Origin of the sequence: Streptomyces longhuiensis, assembly GCF_020616555.1 — a bacterium.
In the GTDB taxonomy this organism is placed as follows: Bacteria; Actinomycetota; Actinomycetes; order Streptomycetales; family Streptomycetaceae; genus Streptomyces; species Streptomyces longhuiensis.
In genome coordinates, this window is sequence record NZ_CP085173.1 from 5,207,680 (window position 1) to 5,224,141 (window position 16,462).

Below are 16,462 nucleotides of genomic sequence, written 5' to 3' on the forward strand. Positions count from 1 at the left end.
CGGCGCGGCTGCGTGACAAGAGGCGCCGGGAAGTCCATGTCGGACCGTCAGGAACCTTGTCCCGGGAACGAGAGGGGAACCGTGTCCGCGACCGGGGCGGGAACACGCGTCTTCAGAACGCATCAATTGCCCCACGGGACACCCCAGTTGAGTGGCCGGTCAACTGCGTGTCGCGGCACCGGATGCCGCCTGCCCCGGCCATGAATCGAACAATTCAAGCCTTGATGGCCACCGGAGCCCCTTTCGGCGCGGCTGACCACGGGCCACTATGGGAAGGAGGTGGGTCTGCGCCGCGGGGCCGCGAGCGGGAGCCGACAGGGGGAAGTTTGACGTGAGGACTTCTACGACTGACATCGAGACCGGACTTGTCGATCTCAGCCGTTGGGGCCTCCAGGAGGCCATGGCACTGAGGGACCCGCTGGTGGCGGAGGCGCAGAACGCGCTGCTCGAACATCTGACGGAGGACGCCGTCGGGCAGGTCGTGGGCGGAGGTCAGGACAACCCCTACCTCAGTGCGAGACGGCACAGCGGCACGGCGCCTCAGGAGCCACGGCACGAACACGGGCCGCCCGTGCGGTCCGGCCCGGCATCCCCATGCGACGGACCCGACGCACCCGACCGGCCTGCCCTGCCGTGCTGACACGGCACCACGTGCCGGTCGCCGACCTGGAGGCCATCGCCGCCGGCCGCATCAGCGAACCCACCGGGACCCGTGTCGCGGCGGCGGAACGCAGCCGCCGCATGCTCATGCTGCGGGCCCTGGCCGCCGCGGAGGCGGATCGCGGGACGGGCGAGGGCGAAGGGCCCCTGCCCCCGCTGGCGCACGCCTTCGAGCTGCTGGCCCGCGCGGAGGCCCTCGATCCGCGGGCCGTGGCGGGTGTGCTCGGGCACCCGCCGGTCGGCGTCTGGGCGGTCCGCCTACTGGGGCGCCTGCGGGGCGGAGCCGATCCCCGGCCCGACGAACCCTCGTTGTGGCGTGAGGCGGGCTACGCGCACGCGCTCGCCGCGGCGGCCGCGCTGCGGGCGGGACTTCCCGCGCGCGTCCGCCTGCCCGCCCGCGCGGGCAGGGTGACCCTGCCGACGGTGGGGCACGCCGTACTGGACGACGCTCCCGGCGGCCACGACGTCGCCACGCTGGAGACGGACGGGCGCGGCACCGCCCGCGTCACGCTCGGCCCGCACGTTCTCGAACTGCCCGCCGCGCCGCATCTGCCCGCCCCCGGCTGGCACCCCGCGCGCCTGCTGGGCTGGACCCCGCGCGAGCCGGGCCCCGGAGTGCTCCTGGACGATGCCGACCCCTACCGCGACTTCCGGTCCCCCTGGCTGCCCCCGGCCCCGCTCACGGACGGAGAGTCGGACACCTGGCAGCGGCATCTGCACGACGCGGCGCGCCTACTGGGGGCCCGGCACCCGGACGCGGCCCGCGCGGTACCGCTCGTACTGAGCTCGCTCGTGCCCCTGCCGGGCATGCCCCGCTTCCGTACCTCCAGCGCCTCGTACGCCGAGGCGTTCGGCAGCGCGCTGGTCTCCCTGCCGCGCGACGCCGTCGACTTCGCGGTCACGCTCGTCCACGAATCACGGCACTCCGTGCTCAACGGTCTGAGCCACCAGATCCAGCTCGTCGACCGGGCCACGGGCGGACCCCACGCGGACACCCTGCTCTACGCGCCGTGGCGCACCGACCCGCGCCCTCCGTGGGGCCTGCTGCACGGCACGTACGCGTTCACCGGCGTCGCCGACTTCTGGCGCGCCGAACGGCACGCCCTGACCGGCCCCCGTGCCGTCCTCGCGCACTTCGAGTTCGCGGTGTGGCGCGAGGCGGTGGCCATTGCCCTGCGCACGCTGGCCGCCCAGCCCGGGCTCACCCCGTGGGGCCGCCGATTCGTCGACGGGATGGCGCGCCAGGCCGCCCCGTGGGCCGACGACGACGTACCGGTCGAGGCCCTCGCCCTGGCGGAGGCCGAACTCGCCGATCTGCGGGGCACGTGGTGCAGCCACAACCTCGCGCCCGACCCCGCCGCCACCCGCCTGCTCATCGACCGTCGGCTCGGCGGCGGTCCCGGAGACGAGGCGACCGCCCCGCCGTCCCGGCTGCGCGCGGACGCGCCGCCGCGGCTGCCGGAACTCCGTTGTGAACTGAGGCGGTTGCACCTCGCCGACGCAGGAACGTTCACCCCGGACACCCTTGCGCGGCTCTCCGGCGTCGAACGGTCTCCCGACCTCCTCGAAGCGGACATGTGCCTCCTGCGCGGCGGGCCGGCGAACGCGGCGCGCGCGGTGGATCGCTACCGCGCCGTCCTGACATGCGCCCCCGGCACCCGCCCGGCCTGGGTCGGCCTCGGTCTCGCCCTGGAGGCGTCCGGCGAGGGCGCCCCCGCCGCGGCCCTGCTGCACCGTCCTGAGCTGGTGCGGGCGCTCGCCCTGGAGGAGCGGGCCCGCGGCGCGCGGACGCCCGACCCGCTGGAACTGGCCCGCTGGACGGCGCGGATCCCCGGGCTCACCACAGGGCCCGCGACGGACGTGCCACAGCGCTGACCCCGCCCCGGACAGGTCCCGGGCGGGGTCAGATCGATACGGCCGGCGTCACATCAGCAGCGGGTCGATGTCGCAGTTCGCCGGCCTGCCGTCCGCGGCCGCCGTCGTCGCCGGGTGGTCCTCGCCGAGGGTGCGCCTGTAGCGCTCGGCGGTGTCCGCGTACAGCTCGTCCGCCTCGGCGTCACGCCGCAGCTGTCGCAGCCCGAGCGACAGGTTGAGGGCCGTGGCGAGGGTGATGGGGTGGTCCTCGCCGAGCTTGGTGCGGCACAGGTGGAGCGCGCTCGTGGCGAGCTCCACCGACGCCTGCATCTCGCCGAGCTCGAACAGATCGGCGGCGAGATTCGCGGTGCAGGAAAGGGTGTTGGGGTGGTCCTCGCCGATCAGCTCGATCAGCTTCTGCCGCGAGTCCACGTTGCTCGCGCGGGCCTCCTCGGTCCGCCCGGCCAGGCGCAGACAGATCGCGTGGTTGACGCGTCCCGCGACGGAGTGCGGGTGCCGGGGGCCGAGCAGCGCCTCGTACCCCTCGTACCCCTCCTGCCCGAGTTCGAGTGCCCGGGTGAGGTCGCCGCTGTGCCGTACGTCGATGGCGTGTGAGGCCAGCGCGTTCACCGTCTGCGGGTACATGTCGCCGTATCGGGTGCGAAACATGACGAGGGCCCGGCCCGAGAGCTCCAGGGCCAGGGCGTGCTGGCCGGCGCGTCGTTCGGCCACCGACAGGACCCGGATCGCGGAGATCGTGTTCGGGTGGGTGTCGCCGACGGTGTTGCGGAAGCGCTCCTCGACGTCCCGCGCCTGGTCGCGGGCCGCCAGGTACTCGCCCGCCTCCTGGAGGTCGAACGTCACCGACGCCATCGTCCCCAGCGTCGACGCCGCGTTCTCGCCGAGCTCCGCGACCTTGCGGCTGTGCGTCATGCGGTCGAGCGCGAGCGCGGCCCGGAAGTGCCCGATGAAGCGCAGGTTCAGCGCGTGCCGGTGGGCGCTGAGGAGGGTCGACGGGTCGTTGGGCCCGAAGAGGCGCTCGCAGGTCTCGAAGGCGTGCTTGTCGAGTTCGAGCGCCGCCTGGAAGTCGCCGCGCAGCCGCAGGTCCCAGGCGAGCATGCTGGTGATGTCGATCGTCGACTCGTGCTCGGGGCCGAGGACCTCGGTCATCCCGGCCAGCGTCTGCTGATCGAGTTCGTACGCCTCCGAGTAGCGTCCCAGGATGCGCAGCGCGTCGGTGAAGAACTTGGCGGCGGCGAGTACGTGCTCGGCGTTGTCCCCGTCGGCCGCGCGCCAGGTGGCGTACGTCTCCCTGGCCAGGTCGAGGGAGCCCTGGTGGTCGCCCCAGTAGTACATGTACTGGATCTCGTTCAGGACGAGTTGCCTCACCCATGGGTCCGTCGACTCGACGGCCCTGCTGTTGAGGACGTGCGGCAGCAGGTCGCCGTACTGCTGCCACCGGTGGGACTTGTTGGGCTCACCGGCGTCGTCCCTGGCGAGCAGCCGGTGGGCGCCGGCGCGCATCTGCGACTTCAGCGGCTCCGCCATCTGGTTGATGAGGACGCGCTGGACCAGGCGGTGCAGCTGGATGGTGTTGGTGTTGTGGTTGATGCGTGCCAGGGCGTACCGGTTGATCTCGCGGATGGCGCGGCCGAGCCGGATCGGGTCACTGAGTGCCGCGCTGAGCTCCGGGGGCACGGGGGCGTCGCGGACGCCGGTGAGCAGGCGCCGGGAGATCGGCTCGGGCGCGAAGAAGGCGCACATCTGGAGGAGTTGAAGAGCCGCGGGGTGGTTCTTGCGGAGCCGGTCCAGGGACACGTTCCAGGCGGCGGCGACGGACAGCGGATAGTCCACCGGCGGGTCGCTGACCATCAGCTCGTTGGCCTGCTGCTCGAACATGCGCAGGTACTCGTCCGCGGGCATGCCCGTCTCGGCCAGCCATACGGCGGCCTGCTCGATGCCGAGCGGCAGGTCGCCCAGGGTCTCGGCGAGCCGGTCCGCGGTCGCGTTGTCCAGGTTCGGTGCTCTCATCTGGAGCAGCGAACGGCTTTCCTCGCGGGTGAACACGTCGACCTCCAGGGGACGCGCCGACGAGGCCCACTGCGAGTTCCGAGAGGTGACGAGGATGCGGCCCGGGCCGTTGGTCGGGAAGAACTCCCGTACGGATTCCGGGTCCTCCGCGTTGTCGAAGATGAGGAGCCAGTTCTTGAACGGTTCGCCGACGCGCAGGGCCTCGATGACGGCCGGCACCGCTGTGTTCGCCTCGCCGCTGCCGACGTTCAGACCGAGTCGGTTGGCCAGCTGGACGAGGAACTGCCGGATCTGCTGCGGCTGTTCGGCGGGGATCCACCACACGATCTGGTACTCGTTCAGATGCCGGTACACGTACTCGACCGCGAGCTGGGACTTCCCGACGCCGCCCATGCCCTGGAGCGCCTCGGGGAGTACCGCCGTGGTTCCTTCCTGGAGCCTGCGGTGCAGGTCGTCCAGGAGCTGGACGCGGCCGGTGAAGGCACGGTTGCGGGGCGGGACGTTGCCCCAGACGGGGGGCGGCTTCTGCAGCGCGTCACCCCTTGCCCCGGCCTGGGTGGACTGCAAGCCGCTCACTTCTTCGACCCCTTCTTCGTTGCCGGTGTCCGGCGGGGCGGTGGGCTCGGCCCCACCGCCTGACTGACTGGGTTCTCCGGAGGGTGTGGCCACCGGAGGTGGAGGTTCGTCGAGGCGTGCCTCAAGCTCTCTGGCGGCGGTGGCATGTGGCCCGGCCATGGCCGCGAAAGCGGGCAGAATAGACGAAATCCATGGCCGTAAACCTTCCATGGAGATACTCCGCGCGCGATCCGGCTCGCGCAGAAGGGCGACGCCTTCCCCGTACGCCGGTACGGCGACCGCCAAATGGTCCAAGGCGAGCATGAGCGCGCGCGCCGTCTCGCCGCGCGTCCCGTCCGAGAGCAGCTCCCGGCGCACGCCGTCGCCGAACTCGAGCTCGACGCCCGGCCCATGGGTGTCCTCCGGCCCGCTCTCCGCGCGCCGCAGCAGCCCGCTCAGGAGCAGCTCCGCCACATGCCAGTTCCGCGCCCCGGGGATCAGCCCCTCCTGGAGCAGGCGCAGCACGTCGAGGTTGAGCGGGACGGCCGCGGAGAGGCGGGCCAAGTGGTAGGCGGTGGGGGAGAGCTGGGCCCGTACGGTCTTGACCTGGACGTCGGCGGGCAGCGTGGCGGCGGGCCTGCGCGCTACGGCGGTCTCGTCGCCGGGCGTCCGGTCCAGGACGCGCACGGTGTAGCCGCCCTTGCCGTCGTGCGCGAGGAAGCGGGCGAGGCCGCCGATCCCTTCGGGGGTCAGCGTCACCACGGGCAGCCGGACCCCGTCGGACGCGTCGGCCTCCGGGAGGTCGGCGGTGGGCATGACCAGACCCACGGGCTCGGCGGTCCAGGTGCTGTTGGGGGAGGCGGGGCGCGGGCTGGTCAGCAGGAGGCTGCTGGTCTGTGTGCCCGCCCTCGCCCAGACGTGCTCGGGCAGCACATGGACGATCGCGACGGGCATCGTGCGGGCCCACCGGACGAGCCTGCGCCGGGCGCTGCCGTCGCCCCAGTGGTCGGCGTGCAGATCGGTGAGGACGAGGACCAGATGCCGGCCGTCGGTGCCGCCGGTGACCTCACCGCCGCAGCCGTCCTCCTGCCAGCGCACGGTCCGTACGTCGCGGAAGGCGCCCGAGCAGTGCAGGGTCTCGGCGAGGCGCTGCGCGGTGTGCGACCACAGCCGCATCGAGTCACCCGAGTCCACCAGGAGCGTCACGGTCAGCCAGCGTTCCTGGCCCGGCTCCAGCTGGGGCAGCCACATGCCGGTCTCGGCGTGCAGCTCGGCGGTGGCCTCCTCGTTCACGAAGACCTGGCTCCGGGAGGCGATGCGCCGCTTCAGCGGACTCAGCGCCTTCTCGATCTCCCGCGAGCGGTCGAGCGCGAAGCCGTTCCCGAGGCTCATGAGGAGCGAATCCACATGGCCGCCGGGATCCGGGTCCTGTGGCGAGGGCCCGGTCGGCGGAGCGGGCTGCTCCACGGGTTCCTCCGTGAGCTCCGGCACGGAGGCGTCCAGGTCCTCGGGGCGCGGGCGTTCGGCGTCGGGCGCTTCGGGCAGCTCGACCGGCGGGGCCGGCCGTGGCCTGCCGCGCTGGGCGTCCTTCAGCCGCAGCCAGCGCTGCGCGGCGAGCCACAGGACCTCGCCCGCCTCGTACCAGTGCGGCTGTGGGGACGCCTCGGCCAGCGATGCGGCACCCGGCCCGATACCGTCACCCGCCACGCCGCCGTGGGAGGGCGACCGGTTCATCCAGTGCCGACCTCGTCGAGCCGTCGCCACAGCGCGTGCAACAGCGTGCTCATGGACCCCTCGTCGGGGCCCGCGGGCGTGGTGCGCAGGAACTCCGAGTTGAGGAGCTGGTCCGCGGCGAGCGAGCCGCCGGTCCTCGCGTGGCTGAGGAAGTCGCGGATCATCGCCGTGCGCCCCTCGTCGTCCTGCGAGAGCTGCGCCGCCAGCATGGCCGCGAGCTGGCCCGCGTCGGGCGCCGGGAGATCGAGGTAGAGGCAGCGCCGCAGCAGCGCGGGCGGCAGCGTGCGCTCGCCGTTGCTCGTGATCACGACGACGGGGAACGCGGCGCAGCGCACCGCTCCGTGGTGGATGACCGCCGTGCCGTCCGGGTCGTCCGTGTGCACCTCGGCGTCGGGGAGCCTGGAGCGCACCCGGGCCAGCTCGGGGATGCGGAACTCGCCCTCTTCGAAGACGCTCAGCAGGTCGCCCGCGAGGTCCGTGTCGGACTTGTCGAACTCGTCGACGAGCAGGACGCGCGGGGTCTTACGGGGCAGCAACGCCGTTCCCAGCGGGCCCAGTTGGACGTAGTCGCCCAGGTTGTTCAGGCCGTCCGGGTCGGGGGCCGGATCGCCGGCGGCGCCGGGTTCTGAGCCGCGCAGGGCGCCGCGGGTGGCCGCTTCCTGCACTCTGCCGATGGCGTCGTAGGCGTAGAGGCCCTCTTTGAGGGTGCTGCGGCTGGTGATCGACCAGCGCAGGACGCGGCCGAGGGAGAGTTCACGGCTGATGCAGTGGGCGAGGCTCGACTTCCCGATGCCGGGAGGGCCCGCGACGATCAGCGGCCTGCGCAGGAACAGGGCGGCATTGACGAGGTCGAGTTCCTGCTCGGAGGCCTTGCGGACGACGGGGCCGTCCGGCGGGCCGAGGCGGCGGGTGAACTCGTCCTCGTCGCCCGGGGGCGGGTCGGAGATCAGGGGTGCGCCGGTGAAGCGGCGCCAGGGCGGGGGCGGGGGTAACTCGCGGGACACAGGCTCCTTGCCGCGTGGCCTCGCCGTGCCTCGGTAGATGCGCCATGCGCCGGGGTCGGCCGCGGCGCCGTCGGTCTGTGCCGGAACGTGCGGATCCCTGTCGGCCATCGACCGTTCCCCCTCACCCTGGTTCGTGCCCGGTCGGTGCACGTCCGTACTCCCCAACCGCCCTAGCCCGAACACCTGGTTGGGCTGGAAGTCTTCAACTCGCTGATTCCGGTACTTCGGGAAGGCGGCTCGGATCGTCCCACAGCACAGCGATGCGAGAGTCGATGGAACCCTCCGGACCATCGTCGCGTGTTCCGGGAGAGAAGCGCAAGCGCGTGACCGTCTCCAACAAGTCGTCCCAGGCACCCGTTTCGGCGAGCCTGTGGAGTTCCGCGTGCTCGGTGTCGTCGAGGGGTCCCTGGTGAGCCCAGAGCAGCACCGGCAGGCCCGCCTGGAGGCCGAGCGTCAGCTCGCTGAGCCCGTGTTCCGAGTCGGGCGACGACCCCAGAGTCATCAACACAATGGCCTGATTGTGCTTCAACTTGGCGTAGAGCGCCTGCTGTTGGGACCCGGCGCCGGTTTCGCACCGGTGCACGCGTCCCGCGCCCCCGCTCCTCAGCACCTCCCAGCGCGCGTTCCACACCCGGTGGACCTGGCGTGCCTCCATCCGCTCCAGGCTGCGTATGACGACCTTGTAGTCCATGCCCAGCGGAGGGCGGAACGGGGCCGACCTGCCGAGGCCGGGCTGGCGTGCCCCGAAGGGGGTCGGGCGGGTCCAGTCCTCCACCGGTGTGTTGGCCATCGCCAGGGAGAGGATGAACTCCACGACGATGCCGCCGTGGTGGTTGCGCAGCCGCTCTTCCTCCCGGTCGACGAGGGTGGCGACCCAGTCGGGCACCTCCGTCAGGCGCAGCTCCCGGTCGTCCCGCTGGCGCGGCTCCCACGCGTTGCCGGTACTCGTCCAGCAGGTGAGTGCGACACGGTCGGGTGACTCGGTCAACGGCTGGAGCCGGATCACCAGGAAGGCTTCACGGCCGGGGTCTCTTCGCCAGCTGCCGGTGGAGGAGCGGACGGCGTCGAGCATGCGCTGGCCCTCGGTTCCCGCGTCGGCGAGGGAGCGGATGTGGCGGCTGAGCCAGACCCTGAGCGGGTCGCCGCGCTCCGGGCCGACCAGATAGGCCAGTTCGTGCAGGAAGCGCACGCTCCTCGGTATCCCGTCCGAGGGAACGTTGCACTGCTCCAGGAGTTCGTACGCCTCGCGTGCCGTGCGGGTCGTCCTCGGCAGCGGCCCGAAGCTGTCCCCGGCCACATGGCGGAACAGATCGGCGAGGTCCGGCACGGAGTCGCGGTCCAGGCCGCTCAGGAGCGGGTCGAGCGCGGCCCGCTGCGCCGGGTCACCGGCCGGCGGCAGCGGCGACTCCACGAGGGCGGACGCCTGGAGCGAGGCCAGATCGTCGTCCGCCAGATACCGGACGGCCTCCACGAGCCGCAGCCAGCCCTGGGGCACCGCGCCGAACACCCGCACCATTTCGACGATGTGCGGCTTCTTGTCGCCGAACTCGGCTACGAGCAGGCGCTGTCCGAGCCGGTGCAGCGCCCGGTCCACGCACATCCGGCGGCTGCGCCGGTCCTCCATGACGGACACCCGCATCAGCGCCTCCACGAGCTGCTCCTCGCTCGCGGGAAAGGCCGGGTACGGGGACGGGCGCTCAGGCATGGCCGTCTCGGCGCTCGCGCCACCGGGTGGCACCCGCCGGATACATGTCCGCAGTAGGTCGAGCCACTTCCACGTGTCCCCCTCACGCGTCCCGCGGCAGCGGTCGTACTGTCGCTGCCCGAGCCAGCAAGGGTATGACGAAGAACCGCGTGTGGGTACGGTCGCAACCGTCCCATTTGGATCACGCGTTCATCGGGGTACCGCTCGGGATCCGGGTCTCAGGCGAGCTTCTTGAGGCGGTCGACCGCCTCTTCGAGCACCGGGATCCGCTTGCAGAACGCGAACCGTACGAAGGGGGCGCCCGCCTCGCGGTGGTCGTAGAACACCGCGTTCGGGATGGCGACGACGCCCGCGCGTTCGGGCAGCGCGCGGCAGAACGCGAAGCCGTCGCTCTCGCCGAGCGGGCGGATGTCGGTGGTGACGAAGTACGTGCCCGCGGGCCGGAACACCTCGAAGCCGGCCGCCGCGAGACCGTCCGCGAGGAGGTCGCGCTTGGCGCTCATGTCGGCGCGGAAGGCGTCGTAGTACGAGTCGGGCAGGGCGAGCGCCTCGGCGACCGCGTACTGGAAGGGGCCGGACGCGACGTAGGTGAGGAACTGCTTGGCCGAGCGGACCGCGGTGACCAGCTCGGGCGAGGCGGTCACCCAGCCGACCTTCCAGCCCGTGAACGAGAAGGTCTTGCCGGCGGACCCGATGGTCACCGTGCGCTCGCGCATGCCGGGGAGCGTGGCGAGCGGGATGTGCCCGGCGTCGCCGAACGTCAGGTGCTCGTACACCTCGTCCGTGATCACCAGGAGGTCGCGCTCGACGGCGAGGGCCGCGATCGCGGTGAGTTCCTCGCGCGTGAGCACGGTGCCGGTCGGGTTGTGCGGGGTGTTGATCAGCAGGAGGCGGGTGCGGTCGGTGACCGCGGCGCGCAGCTCGTCCAGGTCGAGCCGGAAGGCGCCGTTGTCGGGGCGCAGGGTGACGGGGACGCGGGTGCCGCCCGCCAGCGCGATGCTCGCCGCGTACGAGTCGTAGTACGGCTCCAGCGCGACGACCTCGTCGCCGGGTTCGACCAGGGCGAGCAGCGAGGCGGCGATGGCCTCGGTGGCGCCGGCCGTGACGAGGACCTCGTGGTCCGGGTCGAACGACAGGCCGTAGCGGTGCTCCTGGTGGGCGGCGATCGCGGTGCGCAGCTCGGGGACGCCGGGGCCCGGCGGGTACTGGTTGCCGCGGCCGTCGCGCAGCGCCCGTACGGCCGCCTCGCGGATCTCCTCGGGGCCGTCCGTGTCGGGGAAGCCCTGGCCGAGGTTGATCGAGCCGGTCGCCGTGGCCAGCGCGGACATCTCCGCGAAGATCGTGGTCCCGAACTCGGCGAGACGGCGGTTGAGCAGGGGGCGCGCGCTGGAGGTCATGGCCGCCATCCTGCGCCGAACCTCTGGAGTTCCTCAACTCTGCTTTGGCGGGGCGCGGGCCCGGGAATCCCCGAGTCACGCCCGACGGGGGCGTTCTCGGGGGAATGAGAGGAAGGTGAGGGCCGTGATCATCGGAGCCATCATCTTTGGACTTGTGATCGTGGGCATCGTCGTGGCCGTGTCGTCCGCGGGCGGCTCGGGCAGGACGCGGAGCGGGAAGACGTCACTGAGCAAGGGCCGGTCGGGCAGCCGCCGGTCGCGCGGTTCCAGCAGCAGCTGGTGGGCCGGCGGCGGTGGCGCGGCGAGCGGGTACTCCTGCTCGTCCGGCAGCTCCGGCAGCTCCGGCGGACACCACGGGCACTCCTGCGGCGGCGGATCCTCGTGCGGGGGCGGGAGCTCCTGCGGAGGCGGGTCCTCCTGCGGCGGCGGAGGCGGGTGCGGCGGCGGAAGCTGACCGCGCCACCGGGACACGTACGGCCCACAGGGAGGCGGCTGACACGGGGCAGCCGGTCCGCGTGGGCCGTACGTATGCGGGGGACTGCGGGAGAGACGCGTGACGGTCAGGGCGCCATATGCGCCTGGAATGGTCCGTCGCGCGGGAATCGTACGCAAGTTGCCCGGAGAAGTTGAACAGTTGAGCTGTGGGGTCCCCGGAGGGGATGGAAACCCGGCGAAGTTGGGTAAAAACGCTGTGGCGGTGCCACCGTTCATGATTCCCTCTAAACCGTCAAAGCGGCCCTCGTACGTTCTCGTGGGCACGTGCCGGCCCTCCCCCCTCAGCGCCGGCCTCACCTCCTTTTGCGTGTTAGCGGAGCCGACCCATGCTCACGACCCTGAACACCGCCTACACCGACACGCGCGCGGAACACCTGGCCTGGGCTCTCGGCCGCGAACCACTTCCCGCGCTCGCCACGCTCGATCTCGAACTCGCCGGAGCCAAGCTCCAGTTGAGGCTCCTCGGCGCCTCTCACCAGGTACTTCTGGAGGAGGACCAGGGCAGCTGCTCCGAGACCGTCGCCTGTATCCCGGGCAGCAGCACCCCGCTGCCGCTCGGCGTCGCCAAGCGCGTCGGCGACTGGGAGTACGAATTCGCGGCACATGTCGAGACCCTCTCCGAGGGCTCGTTCGCGGGCCGCGCACAGGAACTCATCGCGCTGGTGTCCGATCACCCCAACGGTCTCGCAGGGGTGTTCCCCGGCAGTCCGCACGCCTTCACCGCACTGCTCGCCCACCGGCAGGAGGGCCAGGTGCGCTGGCGCACCTGGCACGCCTATCCACAGGAGGGTCAACTCGTCGTCACCCGGACCCGGGTGGGCGTGCGGACCCCGGCCGCGATGCTGTGACGCCATGGGCGGCAATCCATGCGCGAACGGGCCCACTTCCACACGTGTGGGTGACTGGACGGAGTTGCGCGGTGACGTAGCGTTCGCAACGTGATCGAGCCGCGCACCCCCATCCCGTCCGGCGTCCCGCGCGCCCGGAGCGAGGAGGGCAGGGCACCCCTTCCCGTGACCCCTCTCCCCGTGAAGCAGGCGACGGGGCGGTTCCTCGTGCTCGCGGGCGTCTTCCTCTGCGCCGCCTGCGGACTCGTGTACGAACTCGAACTGGTCGCGCTCGCCTCGTACTTGATCGGTGACTCGGTCACCCAGGCGTCCGTCGTCCTGTCCGTGATGGTCTTCGCCATGGGCATCGGCTCGCTCGGGGCCAAGCGGCTGCGGCTGCGGGCCGCCGCCGGGTTCGGCGCGGTCGAGGCCGCGCTCGCGCTGGTCGGCGGGTGCAGTGCGATGGCGCTGTACGCGGCGTTCGCGTGGACCGGCGACTGGGGCGGATCCTGGGCGGGCGGCTCGCGCTACATGCTCGTCGGGTTCTCCCTCGCCATCGGCGTGCTCATCGGCGCCGAAGTGCCGCTCCTGATGGTGCTCATCCAGCGGATCAGACGGCAGGACCCCGGAGGCGCCGTCGCCGACCTGTTCGCCGCCGACTACGTGGGCGCGCTCGTCGGCGGACTCGCCTTCCCGTTCCTCCTGCTGCCGATGCTCGGGCAGCTGACGGGCGCGCTGCTGACCGGCGCGGTCAACGCGCTCGCGGGCGGCGCCCTCGTGCTCGGCCTGTTCCGCAGGGACCTCACGCGCCGCGGGCGCTGGACGCTCCTCGTGGCGAATGTCGTCGTGCTCGCCCTGCTCGCCTCCGCCGCGGTCCTCGTCGACGACTTCGAGCGGGCCGCCCGGCAGGCCATGTACGGCAGGGACGTACGCGTCGCCGTCCAGACCGGCGTACAGGAGCTCGTCGTCACCGGCGGGAAGCACGAGCCGCTCGACCTCTACCTCGACGGGCGCCTGCGCGTCAGCGGCCGCGACCAGGAGCGCTACCACGAGGCCCTCGTGCGGCCCGCGATGGACGGACCGCACGCGCGCGTGCTCATCCTCGGCGGCGGTGACGGCCTAGCCGCCCGCGAGGTCCTGCGCTTCCCCGGGGTGCGGCGGGTGGACATCGTGGAGATCGACCCGGGCGTCGTACACCTCGCGAGAAACGATCCGCCGCTCAGGGCGCTCAACGGGCACGTCTACGAGGACCGGCGCGTGCGGGCCGTGACCGCGGACGCCTTCCGCTGGCTGCGCGGGCCCCACACCCCGTACGACGTGGTGATCTCCGATCTGCCCGACCCCGGGATCACGGCCAGCACGAAGCTGTACTCGCAGGAGTTCTACGGTCTGGCGGCCCAGGTCCTCGCCCCGGGCGGGCGGCTCGCTGTGCACGCCGGGTCGCTGTCGTCGCGGCCCCGCGTGTTCTGGACGGTCGACACGACGCTGCGCGCGGCGGGCCTGCGGACGGTGCCGTACTGGGTGGGCACGGGCGCGCGGCCGGCCCCGGCCGGGCGGCGGCACGGGGCGTGGGACCGGCTCACCGGGATCACCGACGGGCCCGACCGGACGCTCGACGGGACGCGGGCGCCGAGCGACTGGGGGTTCGAGCTCGCGGGCCTGCGACCGCCGTCGGAGGGGGCCGTGCCGCGCGAGCGGGTGCGGGCGGCGGAGCGCTCGCGGATCACCGGACTCGCGCCGTCGACCTTGGTTCATCCGCGGTACGCCGACTGAGTACGGGCCGAACACGGGACGGGTGGGGCCGGGCGTGGGTAGGCTCGGGCGGCATGGAGCATGAGGTGTTCGTTCCGGTTCCGGCGGAGTCGTTGAGGGGCGCGCTGGCTGCCCCCGAGTTGGTGGCCAGGGCGGTGCCCGGGCTTCAGCGGGAGGCCTCCGGCGACGGCGGCCGGCTGAAGCTCCGCATCGGCGGCCACACCATCACCTACCGCGGTTCCTTGCGTGTCACCGAGACGGAGACCGGGGCGTTCGCGGTCGAGGGCGACGGCACCGAGGCGCGGGGGACCGGCTCCGTGAAGTTCGCGGTGACGGTACGGGTGGCCGCGGTGTCCGGCGGCTCCGACGTCACGTTCGTGGCGTCGGGCAGCGGGGACGGCCGGGTCGCCGAACTCCCCGACGATGCCGTCGAGTCCGCGGTGCGCCGCCTCCTGACCCGTTTCGCGGAGGCACTCGGCACCGCGGCGGAACCGGGGACGGACCCGGGGGCGGAGGACGTGGCCCGTACTGAGGACGGCGAGGACGGCGAGGACACCGAGGACGGCGAGGACACCGAGGACTCCGCCGACGACTCCCACTCCTCCGTCTTCGAGACCGAGATCCCGCCGCCGTCGCTCGCCCCCTTCGCGCGGCTGGACCCTGAAGCCGACGCGGCCGGCGAGGACGCCGGGTTCGACGCCGACGTGCCGCCCGCCGAGGCCGCCCACGCCCGCCGCACCATGATCGGCCGCAGCGCCGAGGAGGTCGACCACGCGCCGCCGCGCGGCCGTTACGCCCCGGTGCCCGCGCCCGAGTCCACGACGGCCACCGCCACGCTGCGCTGGGCCGCGCCCGCGGCCGCCGTCGTGGTCGCGTCCGCGATCGTCGTCGGCCGGGTACTGCGCCGCCGGCGCTGAGCGAAAAGTAAGGTCGGCCCGTGACTACCCAGGAAACGACGCTGACCGCGGGTGACGCGGAAGTGACCGTGCAGCCGGGCAACGGCTGCCGCGTGAGCAGCCTGCGCATCGGCGGCACCGAACTCCTCCGGCAGGGGGAGCGGTACGGCTGCTTCCCGATGGTGCCGTGGTGCGGCCGCATCAGGGACGGCAGGTTCCGGGACGGCGGGCGGACGTACCAGATGCCCCTGAACTCGCCGCCGCACGCCATCCACGGCTACGCCCGCGACGCCGAGTGGACGACCGCCCGCGCGAGCGCCGACGAGGCCGTCTTCACGTACGACCTCGCCGAGCCCTGGCCCTGGCCCGGCCGGGTCACCCAGATGGTGCGCCTCACCGAGGACTCGCTCACGCTGACGCTCGGCATCGAGACGTACGGCGACTCGTTCCCCGCGCAGGCCGGCTGGCACCCCTGGTTCAACCGGACCCTCGACGGCTCCGCCGACGGCGTGCGCGTCGACTTCTCCCCGGCCTGGCAGGAGGAGCGCGGCGACGACCACCTCCCCACCGGCAAGCGGATCGACCGCACGGACGGCCCCTGGGACGACTGCTTCGGCATGCCCGACGGCGTCGGCGTGACCCTGACCTGGCCGCAGCGGCTGGAGGTCGAGGTCACGAGCCGGGAGCAGTGGGTCGTCGTCTACGACGAGCAGGAGGCGGCCGTGTGCGTGGAGCCGCAGACCGGCCCGCCGGACGGCCTGAACACGCTGCCGCGCCTCGTCACCCCGGTGGACCCCCTGGAGGCCACGACCACCTGGACGTGGCGAGCGCTCTGAGCCGGAGCCTTGAGAGCCTGTCTGTGAACCCCCGCTGCGCCCCGACGCCCGGCACGCACCCTCGCACCGACCGCCGCTGCGCCCGCGCTTCGCGCGGACGACGGGGGGTCAAAGACAGGCTCTAAGCTCGTAGCCATGACGAACGACGTGCGCGACGCGCTTCTCCAGCAGATCAAGGACAAGGCCGTGGTGCACGGCAAGGTGACGCTCTCCTCCGGTCTGGAGGCGGACTACTACATCGACCTGCGCCGCATCACCCTCGACGGCGAGGCCGCCCCGCTGGTGGGCCAGGTGCTCCTCGACCTGACCGCCGACCTCGACTTCGACGCCGTGGGCGGCCTGACGATGGGCGCCGACCCGGTCGCCGGCGCCATGCTGCACGCGGCCGCCGCCCGGGGCGAGCGCCTGGACGCCTTCGTGGTCCGCAAGGCCGCCAAGGCGCACGGCATGCAGCGCCGCGTCGAGGGCCCGGACATCAAGGGCCGTCGCGTCCTCGTCGTCGAGGACACGTCCACCACCGGCGGCTCCCCGCTCGCCGCCGTCGAGGCCGTGCGCGAGGCCGGTGCCGAGGTAGTCGGCGTCGCCACGATCGTGGACCGCGCCACCGGTGCCGCCGAGAAGATCACCGAGGGCGCCGGGGTCCCGTACCTGTTCGCCTTCGGCAAGGACGAACTGGGCCTCGACTGAGGCCGGTCGATAACGGGCCGGACCCAGTA

12 protein-coding genes are annotated in these 16,462 nt (G+C 72.6%); 7 read left to right on the top strand and 5 right to left on the bottom strand.

Going from position 1 to position 16,462, the window contains the following annotated elements; genetic code table 11:
- Nucleotides 1-331 precede the first annotated feature (331 nt).
- Nucleotides 332-640 carry a hypothetical protein gene (locus LGI35_RS24085; protein ID WP_227296362.1) on the top strand — a complete coding sequence of 103 codons (309 nt, stop codon included), beginning with the start codon at nt 332-334 and terminating at the stop codon, nt 638-640.
- Entirely contained in the window at nt 634-2,535 is a 1,902-nt protein-coding gene (locus tag LGI35_RS24090; protein ID WP_227296364.1) for an HEXXH motif domain-containing protein, read from the top strand. Before LGI35_RS24085 ends, LGI35_RS24090 begins: the two co-directional genes overlap by 7 nt.
- A 48-nt stretch (nt 2,536-2,583) precedes the next feature.
- On the opposite strand, the gene fxsT is transcribed toward LGI35_RS24090, so the two are convergent.
- From fxsT to LGI35_RS24115, 5 genes are all read right to left on the bottom strand, one after another.
- Complete coding sequence (gene fxsT / locus LGI35_RS24095) at nt 2,584-6,834, bottom strand: FxSxx-COOH system tetratricopeptide repeat protein (RefSeq protein ID WP_227296366.1); 4,251 nt, start codon at nt 6,832-6,834, stop codon at nt 2,584-2,586.
- Nucleotides 6,831-7,946, bottom strand: coding sequence for a MoxR family ATPase (locus LGI35_RS24100; protein WP_227296368.1), 1,116 nt, complete (start codon nt 7,944-7,946; stop codon nt 6,831-6,833). Before LGI35_RS24100 ends, fxsT begins: the two co-directional genes overlap by 4 nt.
- A gap of 94 nt (nt 7,947-8,040) precedes the next feature.
- Nucleotides 8,041-9,543, bottom strand: a complete 1,503-nt coding sequence (locus tag LGI35_RS24105) for a VMAP-C domain-containing protein (RefSeq protein ID WP_227296370.1) — start codon at nt 9,541-9,543, stop codon at nt 8,041-8,043.
- Between the two features lie 218 nt (nt 9,544-9,761).
- The gene (locus LGI35_RS24110; protein ID WP_227296372.1) at nt 9,762-10,949 is read right to left on the bottom strand and encodes a pyridoxal phosphate-dependent aminotransferase; all 1,188 of its coding nucleotides are present in this window, start codon (nt 10,947-10,949) and stop codon (nt 9,762-9,764) included.
- Nucleotides 10,950-11,015: 66 nt separating this feature from the next.
- A complete protein-coding gene (locus LGI35_RS24115) occupies nt 11,016-11,411 on the bottom strand; it encodes a hypothetical protein (protein WP_227296374.1) in 396 nt (131 codons plus the stop codon).
- A gap of 350 nt (nt 11,412-11,761) precedes the next feature.
- Between LGI35_RS24115 and LGI35_RS24120 the strand changes: the two genes are divergently transcribed.
- The 5 genes from LGI35_RS24120 to pyrE all read left to right on the top strand — a co-directional run bounded on the left by LGI35_RS24120 (nt 11,762) and on the right by pyrE (nt 16,433).
- Nucleotides 11,762-12,283 (top strand): DUF2617 family protein, encoded by a 522-nt coding sequence (locus LGI35_RS24120; protein ID WP_227296375.1) that lies wholly within the window; start codon nt 11,762-11,764, stop codon nt 12,281-12,283.
- Nucleotides 12,284-12,373: 90 nt separating this feature from the next.
- Nucleotides 12,374-14,035, top strand: coding sequence for a polyamine aminopropyltransferase (locus tag LGI35_RS24125; protein ID WP_423835715.1), 1,662 nt, complete (start codon nt 12,374-12,376; stop codon nt 14,033-14,035).
- A gap of 53 nt (nt 14,036-14,088) precedes the next feature.
- Nucleotides 14,089-14,931, top strand: a complete 843-nt coding sequence (locus LGI35_RS24130; RefSeq protein ID WP_227296377.1) for an SRPBCC domain-containing protein — start codon at nt 14,089-14,091, stop codon at nt 14,929-14,931.
- Between the two features lie 20 nt (nt 14,932-14,951).
- Nucleotides 14,952-15,746: an aldose epimerase family protein gene (locus LGI35_RS24135; RefSeq protein ID WP_227296379.1), complete on the top strand. Its 795-nt coding sequence runs from the start codon at nt 14,952-14,954 to the stop codon at nt 15,744-15,746.
- A 135-nt stretch (nt 15,747-15,881) separates the two neighbouring features.
- Nucleotides 15,882-16,433, top strand: a complete 552-nt coding sequence (gene pyrE, locus LGI35_RS24140) for an orotate phosphoribosyltransferase (RefSeq protein WP_116511810.1) — start codon at nt 15,882-15,884, stop codon at nt 16,431-16,433.
- The last annotated feature ends 29 nt before the right edge of the window (nt 16,434-16,462 follow it).

Coding starts and splice junctions, on each gene's coding strand:
- LGI35_RS24105 (WP_227296370.1), bottom strand. CDS start 9,543: ATGCCTGAGCGCCCGTCCCCGTACCCGGCCTTTCCCGCGAGCGAGGAG.
- LGI35_RS24100 (WP_227296368.1), bottom strand. CDS start 7,946: ATGGCCGACAGGGATCCGCACGTTCCGGCACAGACCGACGGCGCCGCG.
- LGI35_RS24110 (WP_227296372.1), bottom strand. CDS start 10,949: ATGGCGGCCATGACCTCCAGCGCGCGCCCCCTGCTCAACCGCCGTCTC.
- fxsT (WP_227296366.1), bottom strand. CDS start 6,834: ATGAACCGGTCGCCCTCCCACGGCGGCGTGGCGGGTGACGGTATCGGG.
- LGI35_RS24120 (WP_227296375.1), top strand. CDS start 11,762: ATGCTCACGACCCTGAACACCGCCTACACCGACACGCGCGCGGAACAC.
- pyrE (WP_116511810.1), top strand. CDS start 15,882: ATGACGAACGACGTGCGCGACGCGCTTCTCCAGCAGATCAAGGACAAG.
- LGI35_RS24130 (WP_227296377.1), top strand. CDS start 14,089: ATGGAGCATGAGGTGTTCGTTCCGGTTCCGGCGGAGTCGTTGAGGGGC.